The sequence below is a fragment of the Oligella sp. HMSC09E12 genome (assembly GCF_001808505.1).
In the GTDB taxonomy this organism is placed as follows: domain Bacteria; phylum Pseudomonadota; class Gammaproteobacteria; order Burkholderiales; family Burkholderiaceae_B; genus Oligella; species Oligella urethralis.
This window is the reverse complement of the sequence record NZ_KV793602.1, coordinates 1-8727: the sequence shown is the minus strand read 5'-3', so window position 1 is coordinate 8727 and position 8727 is coordinate 1. Positions and strand designations below refer to the sequence as shown.

Annotated in this window: 8 protein-coding genes; all 8 read right to left on the bottom strand. The window is 38.3% G+C overall.

Annotation, left to right across the window (positions count from 1 at the left end):
• Nucleotides 1–79: 79 nt before the first annotated feature.
• Complete coding sequence (gene pseI, locus HMPREF3179_RS09200) at nt 80–1132, bottom strand: pseudaminic acid synthase (RefSeq protein WP_070470856.1); 1053 nt, start codon at nt 1130–1132, stop codon at nt 80–82.
• A 15-nt stretch (nt 1133–1147) separates the two neighbouring features.
• Nucleotides 1148–1684 (bottom strand): UDP-4-amino-4,6-dideoxy-N-acetyl-beta-L-altrosamine N-acetyltransferase, encoded by a 537-nt coding sequence (gene pseH, locus HMPREF3179_RS09195; protein WP_018027380.1) that lies wholly within the window; start codon nt 1682–1684, stop codon nt 1148–1150.
• Nucleotides 1675–2793, bottom strand: a complete 1119-nt coding sequence (pseG, locus tag HMPREF3179_RS09190) for a UDP-2,4-diacetamido-2,4,6-trideoxy-beta-L-altropyranose hydrolase (RefSeq protein WP_018027381.1) — start codon at nt 2791–2793, stop codon at nt 1675–1677. The genes pseH and pseG overlap by 10 nt, the downstream gene beginning before the upstream one ends.
• Nucleotides 2794–2800: 7 nt before the next feature.
• On the bottom strand, nt 2801–3502 hold the full coding sequence (pseF, locus tag HMPREF3179_RS09185; RefSeq protein WP_026156962.1) for a pseudaminic acid cytidylyltransferase: 702 nt from the start codon (nt 3500–3502) through the stop codon (nt 2801–2803).
• The gene (pseC, locus tag HMPREF3179_RS09180) at nt 3495–4655 is read right to left on the bottom strand and encodes a UDP-4-amino-4,6-dideoxy-N-acetyl-beta-L-altrosamine transaminase (RefSeq protein ID WP_070470854.1); all 1161 of its coding nucleotides are present in this window, start codon (nt 4653–4655) and stop codon (nt 3495–3497) included. Before pseC ends, pseF begins: the two co-directional genes overlap by 8 nt.
• The gene (pseB, locus tag HMPREF3179_RS09175; protein ID WP_070470851.1) at nt 4656–5654 is read right to left on the bottom strand and encodes a UDP-N-acetylglucosamine 4,6-dehydratase (inverting); all 999 of its coding nucleotides are present in this window, start codon (nt 5652–5654) and stop codon (nt 4656–4658) included.
• A gap of 33 nt (nt 5655–5687) precedes the next feature.
• Nucleotides 5688–6857, bottom strand: coding sequence for a lipopolysaccharide biosynthesis protein (locus HMPREF3179_RS12140; protein WP_141743465.1), 1170 nt, complete (start codon nt 6855–6857; stop codon nt 5688–5690).
• Nucleotides 6858–7295: 438 nt separating this feature from the next.
• Nucleotides 7296–8597 carry an O-antigen ligase family protein gene (locus HMPREF3179_RS09165; protein ID WP_246824430.1) on the bottom strand — a complete coding sequence of 434 codons (1302 nt, stop codon included), beginning with the start codon at nt 8595–8597 and terminating at the stop codon, nt 7296–7298.
• Nucleotides 8598–8727: the final 130 nt, after the last annotated feature.

Sequence of the window (8727 nt, the reverse complement as noted above, 5' to 3'; positions counted from 1 at the left end):
CCTTTATAGAAAATTCTACCTTAAATCACTACGGCTTTGAGGGGAGATTACCTATTTAATCTCTTAGTAAAGGAAACCTCTACATTTCAATTAAATTAAATGCTAGTGGACTATTTTTCCTAATATCAACAGTCACTCTTTTACCTAAAACCTCATCATAATACTTAGGTGCCAAACCATACCCAGGTCGAACACTTCGCACATTGTCTGGAGTGATGACATCACCAGCTTTCATATCTTTAGTAAAGTATAGTGAACGACGAAATTTAACATTACCCTGCTCACTTGATTTCAGGCCATAATTAACGGAACCCAAGGCTTTCCAGGCAATCATCGTACTTTCACACAACTTAACTAGACCTTCAGGTTCAAGCGAAAAACTATCATCAGGCCCACCACCATTTCGATCGAGAGTAAAGTGCTTTTCAATAACACAAGCGCCTAGGGCAACACTGACCACTGCAGTTGTATTATCGAGTGTATGATCAGATAATCCCGTCAATACACCAAACCTTTTTTGCATATCAGTAATTGTTCGTAAATTATAGTCTTCGGCTGGAGCTGGATAGCCACTAACACACCTCAGAACAACTAACTTCTGGCAGCCACCTTCTTTTGCAGCATCAATTGCTTCTTGAATTTCCTCTTCATTTGCCATACCTGTTGAAATAATCATCGGCTTGCCAGTTTTGGCAACATATTTAATTAAGGGTATATCTACCGCCTCAAATGAGGCAATTTTATAAGCAGGCGCATCAAGCTCTTCTAATAAATCAACTGCAGTGAAGTCAAATGGTGAGCTAAAAATCGTAATACCTACTTTCTGAGCATGTTCGAAAAGAGGTTTATGCCATTCCCAAGGCATCTGAGCGTCAAGATATAAATCATATAATGACTTTCCATCCCATAAACCACCTCGAATCATAAAGGCTTCATCTTTACTGTCTAACGTAATGGTGTCTGCGCGATACGTCTGCAACTTTACCGCATCTGCTCCAGCCTTTTTAGCTTCTTCAATAATTTTGAATGCATTTTCAAGGCTTCCATTATGATTTGCTGACATCTCAGCAATGATATAGGGCGGATGATTAGTCCCTATTTTGCGTTTATCAATTTCGATTTCGTAGCTCATAATCCACCCATATTCTTATTTGAAAGAAGCGGCCTTTTCTTGAATCTCACCCTTTTTATCAGCCCATTCTTCACTCAACAACCCCAAACGTATTACATCAACAAAACCTTCCCCATTAAAATGGTTCTGTCTAAATAAACCTTCTCTAATGAAGCCAAACTTTTCATGTAAAGAAACTACACGCATGTTCGTGGCTAAAACTTCACAATTTAGCTTATGAAGCCTTAAGGTATCAAATGCGTAATTGAGAGCTTCAATTTCCATCCTAAAGCCTATTCCTTTCTTAGCATTTGATCCAGCATAAAATCCCCAAGAGGCATTTTTGCTTTTCATATTTATATCTGTAAACCCGACAACACCCGCTGCTTGACCATTGTCTTCATGATAAATAAACCATTGAACATTTTTATTATTCTTTAGTCCATTAAACCAAGCTTTATGCTCGTCCATAGTAATAATATGCGAAGTGTACATATTCTTTCTAACTTCCTCGGCATTACGCCATTCCAAAATCATCTCAAGATCTTGTTCTTTAATGGGGACTAAAGACATATCATTCCTCCCTGCTTCGATAAAGAAGACAAAACTTGCACAACTTTATTAACACCATCGCCAAAACATATTTTTCTAGATTTTTTTGATAAAGATGCTAGAAAATTTGTATCATTAGAAACTCTAGAAAAAAACAACTTAATATCCTCTGATAATGATGAGTTTACGTCTGCTAAAAACACAGCCCCATCATCAGCAAGCGCTTTCGCTACTGCAATCTGATTTTCCGCCAACACAACAAGAATCGTTGGTAACCCCAGAGCACAGCGCTCCCAGGTGGTACTACCAGCGGCACCGATAGCCAAATCAGAGTTTGCCATCAGCTCTGCCATATTGTTAATCCCCACAAGCACCTCACACTTAAACCCAACTTCTTGAGCATATAACTTAATATCTTCAATATGCGGTGCTGTCGCACCCATCACAACTTTAACGCACTCATTCTGAAGACAAGCGTTTAAAGCATTCAACACGCTTAGGGTGTGGTTATCTTTATCAATTCCACCAAGATTAACTAGAATCTGATTTATCGTATATGAATTTTTTTCTCGACGTGCAACACTGATCTCCCTGTACTTAGCGAACTCAGGTCTAAGCAGTGCGTATTGCGTTCCAATCAATAACTTACATTCGTTTGGAACCAACTCGGCATAACTACTTTCTAGACTTCCATAATTTTGATCAAGCAAGATATCGCAATCATGATTTCTGTCAGCTAAATCATCAATAACCGCTATATTCTTAGTGTGATCCCTCGCTAAAACTTCCCATTCTTCAGATAAAGCATAATGGTCAACAATTATCCAATCAGGTTTTTCTTTTTCTAAGAACGTTTTGCAAGAATCAAAATCCTCTTCTTGACTTACTTCCAACCATGAGGAATGGGTATTTTCTTCATCAACACTAGTTAAACTATTATTTAAGTGTGGAATGTTAAATACTTCAAAATCTTGGCTACGAATATAAGAAATCAAATTACCTTGGAACTCTCTACAAATAAATTTTACCGTGTGCGAGTAATCTCTTAACGCTTTAGCAAGCGTTAAGCAGCGCATAATATGACCGCTGCCGATATGGATAGCTGCATCAGCACGAATAATAAACTTCATAAATAGATCAGACTCTTTTCATTACCTTAGAAAGAAACTCAGCTTGCACCCAGTCTTCCTGAGTATCTATATCTTGAACCCGATGGCGCGGAAGCACAATTAATTGCGAGTTTTCGGAAAAGATTGGTGCCTTTTCTAACCAAGCCTTAGGTCTGCCCCAATAGAATTGACCAGCATCATGATAAGCTTCTTCCAAGTCTTGTGAACGAACAACAAATTGACTTGGTTCAAACATTTGAACTCTACTAGCATCATTCAACTTAATCGCTCGTTGAATAGGGAAAGCATAGGTAGTTGCACTGAACACATAAGATAAGTCTAAATGATCAGTTAAAGTACGATAGCCCTTTTGAATATCACTTTCTTTAATGAATGGGGCAGTAGCGTAAATACAGCAAACTGCCTCTAATTCTTCGCCCTTTATTGTATCGATGAAATGCTTAACAGCATGAGCCATCACATCCATCGTTGTAGCATAATCGTCTGCTAGTTGTTCTGGTCTTAGAAAAGGAACAATCGCCCCATAACTTTGTGCTACTTCGGCAATCTCATTATCATCTGTTGAAACCCAAATACGCTCAAAACAGCCACTGGATATGGCTGCTTCTATGGACCAAGCAATCATCGGTTTCCCATCAAATGATTTGATGTTTTTACGGGGTATCCGTTTACTACCACCTCGTGCAGGGATAACAGCTAACCTACTCATATAGTAGGCCTCTCAACGCACCAACCACCTCATCTTGTTGCTGTTCAGTCATTGACTGGAACATCGGCAAACTTATTGCTTCTTCGTAATATTTTATAGACTCAGGAAAATCATCTTTTATAAAACCCATCGCTTGATAATAAGGTTGCGTATGCACGGGAATATAGTGCAAATTCACACCGATCCCTTGATTTCTTAAACTATCAAAGACTTCTCTGTGTGTTTTATTTATTTTATCCAATTGCAAACGAATAACGTACAAATGTAACCCTGAGTAACTATCTGGATGTTGCCAAGGTAATATCAATGGCAAATCTGCTAATAACTCATTATAACGAGCTGCCAAACGATGACGAGCTGAAACAAACTCATCCAAACGATCCATTTGACTTACACCCAATGCTGCCTGCAGTTCAGTCATCCTATAGTTATAGCCAAGAGCTATTTGTTGATAGTACCAGGAACCATCTGGCTCATGAGTCATTAATTGTGGATCACGAGTTACACCATGACTTCTCAACAATTCAATCTGTTGCGCAACCTCACGGTCGTTAGTGGTAAGCCCTCCGCCTTCGGCTGTCGTTATAATTTTCACTGGATGAAAACTAAAAACAGTGATGTCACTATATTCACAATTACCTATTGGTTTGTCTTGATAACGTCCCCCTATCGCATGCGACGCATCTTCAATCACTTTGAAACCATACTGTTTCGATAAAACTCTAATGGCCTGCATCTCGCAAGGCTGTCCGCAGAGATGCACGGCAACTAAAACTTTTGGCAAACTTCCAGTGGATTTCGCAAGTTCGAGTTTTTCTTTTAACTTTGTCAGCGATAAATTATAAGTCTTAGGATCTATATCAACGAAATCCACTTTTGCACCGCAATACAAACCACAGTTAGCTGAGGCTACAAAAGTAATAGGTGTAGTCCATAAAATGTCCTCCTCACCTAAGCCCAAAACCAAACAAGCAATATGTAACGCAGAAGTCGCACTATTAACCGCATAAGCATATTTTACATGACAATAATCTGCTATTTTTTTCTCAAAAGCTGGTACTTGAGGTCCTTGAGTAAGGAAATCTGATTTCAATACGTTGACTACCGCGTCAATATCTGCCTGGTTAATGCTCTGTTTACCATAAGGAATCATTTATATCGCTCCGATTTTTGAGCGATTTAGCTCAATCCACTTTTGTAAAGCTACTTGATCCATCCACTCAGAGTTATTATCACTAGAGTATACAAACCCTTCGGGAACTTTAACACCATCTTTAATACGCTCTGGCGATGTACTCCAATCATTAATAACTGGTAAAATTTTAAAGTGTTCATCATACTCATAGGTATAATAAGCATCTTCCGAACTAATCATTTGTTCATGTAATTTTTCACCCGGACGAATACCAATCTCCTCCTGTTTCGCTTCTGGTGCAACAGCCTTGGCAATATCTGTAACTTTCATTGATGGGATTTTCTTTACGTAAATTTCACCACCTACCATATCTTCAAAAGCATGCCACACCAACTCTACACCCTGCTCTAAAGAAATCATGAAGCGAGTCATTCGATTATCAGTAATCGGCAATACACCTTTGTCCTTGATTGACATAAAAAATGGGATTACCGAACCGCGTGAACCCATGACGTTACCGTATCGAACCACCGCAAATAAAGTCCCATGCTCACCTGAATAAGCATTTCCGGCAACAAATAATTTGTCAGAGACCAATTTGGTTGCACCATATAGATTTACTGGACTACTCGCCTTATCAGTTGAAAGGGCAACGACACGCTTTACTCCCTTATCAATACAGGCATCGATTAAATTCATAGCACCACTTACGTTTGTCTTAACGCATTCGAATGGATTATATTCCGCTGTTGGTACTATCTTAGTTGCTGCAGCGTGGACAACATAGTCAACACCATCTAAAGCCCGATATAGGCGTTCCTTATCACGTACATCACCAATAAAAAAACGAACTCTCGGATCTGTTTGATATTTTTTTGCCATCTCCCACTGCTTCATTTCATCGCGAGAAAAAATTATAATTTTTTTGGGGTTATACTTCTCAAGAGTCATCGGTACAAAAGTATTACCAAACGAGCCTGTACCACCAGTTACCAGAATTGTTTTTCCATTTAACATACTATTTAAATCCTAATTTAAGTACCTAGCTTATCATTTTACCGTTATTTTCTTATTCTGACTATGTGCAACACTATGTCGCCAATAAGCACCTAATTTAATTAAAAAAATCACAAAAAAAGTTAAACTTAAAGAAACTGGAACAGCCCAAAATCGGTCAACTTTGGAAATTAAATAGGTGCTGAGCAAGAAAAAAACAAAACCTATTATATGAGAATAAATAAGGAGTTTATCATTATCTTTTGTATATAGACCATAATGCGGAATCATCCCAATAGCAAATAAGCTCATAGCAAATAATAAGCACCAAAACAGACTTTGAAATTTAATATAAATTTCATTATCTAACCACTCTAACAACACAGGCAAGACAAGAGCGCTACCTAAAGCAAACGCCACACAAAATCCCAGAGTCAACAAAGCCATTCGCTTCATTTCCTGTGCATACCCCTCACTATCTTGCTGTTTATATAAACGAATCAACTTAGGATAAGAAAACATAAACACCCCAGCATCTAAAAATGAAATTAATGCGCTTCCTAAGCCCATAAATAAGGTATAAGCCCCTAAAGCTTCTAGTGAAACCAAAGATTCAAACCAATACCTATCAACTGTAAATAGTCCTCTAAGCGCTAAAGTACTTACAAGGAGTGGACCTGCTACCATAAGCCCTTTTCGAATCCAACCCCAATCTACAGACTCTTTCCAGCCTGAAACCTTAAGTCGACTGCAGCGCCACAACCCCACTGCAACTCCGAGGGCACCACCAATTGTCCATAAAAAGAATATTGTTTGTAGATTCCTAAACTCAGGTTCTAACCACATACAAACTATTGCTATTAAACACCACAATCCTGAGCGGAAAAACAAGGCTAGACTTGCATATAACTGTTCCGACAAAACAATTAACAATCTACTGAGCTCTTGGTTCATGTGTTCCAAAATCATTAAGAGTACGAACCAAACAAAAAACTCAAACGGCAAAAAACCATATATACAAAGCAAGCTACTTAAAGGTAAAACAATTAGATAGGTCAATCCAAAAAAAACTAACTGACTCTTAAATAATTGCCCCCAAACAGCTTTATCCCGTCCGAGTATGTCTCTTGAACTAAATGTATAAAAATCAAAACCCAAAAAATATAAGCTGTAAGAAACCGAGACAACAAACAATCCATATAAACCAACATCACTCGGACTCAATACCCTTGCCGTATAAATAATAATGACGAACTTACTAAAAAGGGTAAGTAATCGTAGAAATAAGTTCACGACTCGAAGAAGAGTATTTTGATTTATCAATTTCATCTAGTTTTATTCTGATAACTATTAAATAAGAGTTTATTTTGATTTATCACTATCTTCCTTATTGTCAAACGACCACTATTTATACTGTTTTGAGACACACTAAATAAGGTATAAATGCTTACTTCTTTATAATTTTTTTTCTAAATAGTAATGAAGCCTACTAATTATCCTATTCTTAGCGAAGCAGAAAATTAGGATTTGTTAAGCTCACCTTAAACTTAAATATAAATTATAAACAAGCTCCACAAGCTGATAATTTACTTCTGTACTGATGAATACTTCAAATCACCCATAGATGATTATAGATATAGGACATAAGTAACACTAGAATACTCACCATTTAGTAGAAACCGATGTTCTCAGCATTTTAAAATAACCAGCAAACACCATTAAGAAAGCTGCATACATCATAACACCGCTATTGTGCCTAAAAAATGCTTGGGTTAATCCAAAGTCTATAAACACAAAGGGCAGCAACACACCCGCAACCGCAAGTGATCGCTTAGATAAGTCTTTATGTCTAAGATAAGCACTGAAGGCAATTATAGGGGCGGCATAAAGTGCCAGTAAAGCGAGTAGACCTAGCAGACCATGTTTTACCTGACGATCTAGGATTTCATTATGCGCATGAGAAAAGCGCTTTGCCGCTACTCCCTGGATGATTCCCTGCTCTCCTAGATCTTTTTTGGCCTGAATATAGCCCTCTTTAGTCCAACCCATGAGTGGTTTTTCACTAATTAGGATGGCAGTGCCCTTCCACATTTCCAGCCGCGCACCTATTGAAGAGCTTACATTGCCAGCTTCATATGTTTTAATCTCATTAAAAGCCTTATTCACTCGATCTTTTATACCCAGTTGTGGCAAATTAAATACGGTAATTGCTAGAAAACAAGTGATTATCAAGCCAATAACTTTGACCTTGGTTGAAAAAAAACTACGATAGACACGATACAGAAAAAAGAGTACAAACGGAAGGCCAATCCATCCCCCACGACTACCCGAGAGAAAAGAACCATTAAGACCACAAAAAGCCCCAACCGCAAGCAAACAGATAAAGAAGGCTTTGTATTTTTTCAGAGTGGATGCCCAGCCAAGACCGGCTAGACAGAACACACCTAAGACCATCGATAAATTACCAAACTGTATGGGATGGGTATAGCCATGTGGCCTTGCTAAACCCAAGCCAAACTTTTGGTATATCGCAAAAATACAGGCACCAATCGCCCCTACCGCTATCCCCGTCCATAAGTAATGTAATGACGGTCTTGCTCGATAAATCAGAAAAAATATTGGTATCGCAAGCGCAAAGCGTATCACCTTGTCTAAGTCACTATCATCAAAGACTCCACTGACTAAGCCATGCCAAAGCCAGTTAAACACCCCTTCTAGGGAGAAGAAAAGTAATATCGCCAGCAGCCATTTGTCTCGACGGTCCAATTCCACTAAGTCTTTATTTTTAAAATCCTTAGACCATACGTACAAACCACCCAACACAAGCAAGACCGCACCGATTGAATAGCCACTAGGTACAATCAGCGCCAGAAAGCCAAGCAGAAAAACACTCACTTCGGTATAGCGGCGAAGCAATGGTTTTCCTACTGTACAGGAGACTTTATTTGAATAAATTTGAGACATAAAAAGGTAATAACTTGTTTTACTGTGGCAAGATTATATGCCAATCCATCATAGATTAGACAACATGTAAGTATTAAAATGATTTCCCTTTGTATGACCCCCATTTTTAGTAGCAATTTTAGGTAGAAAC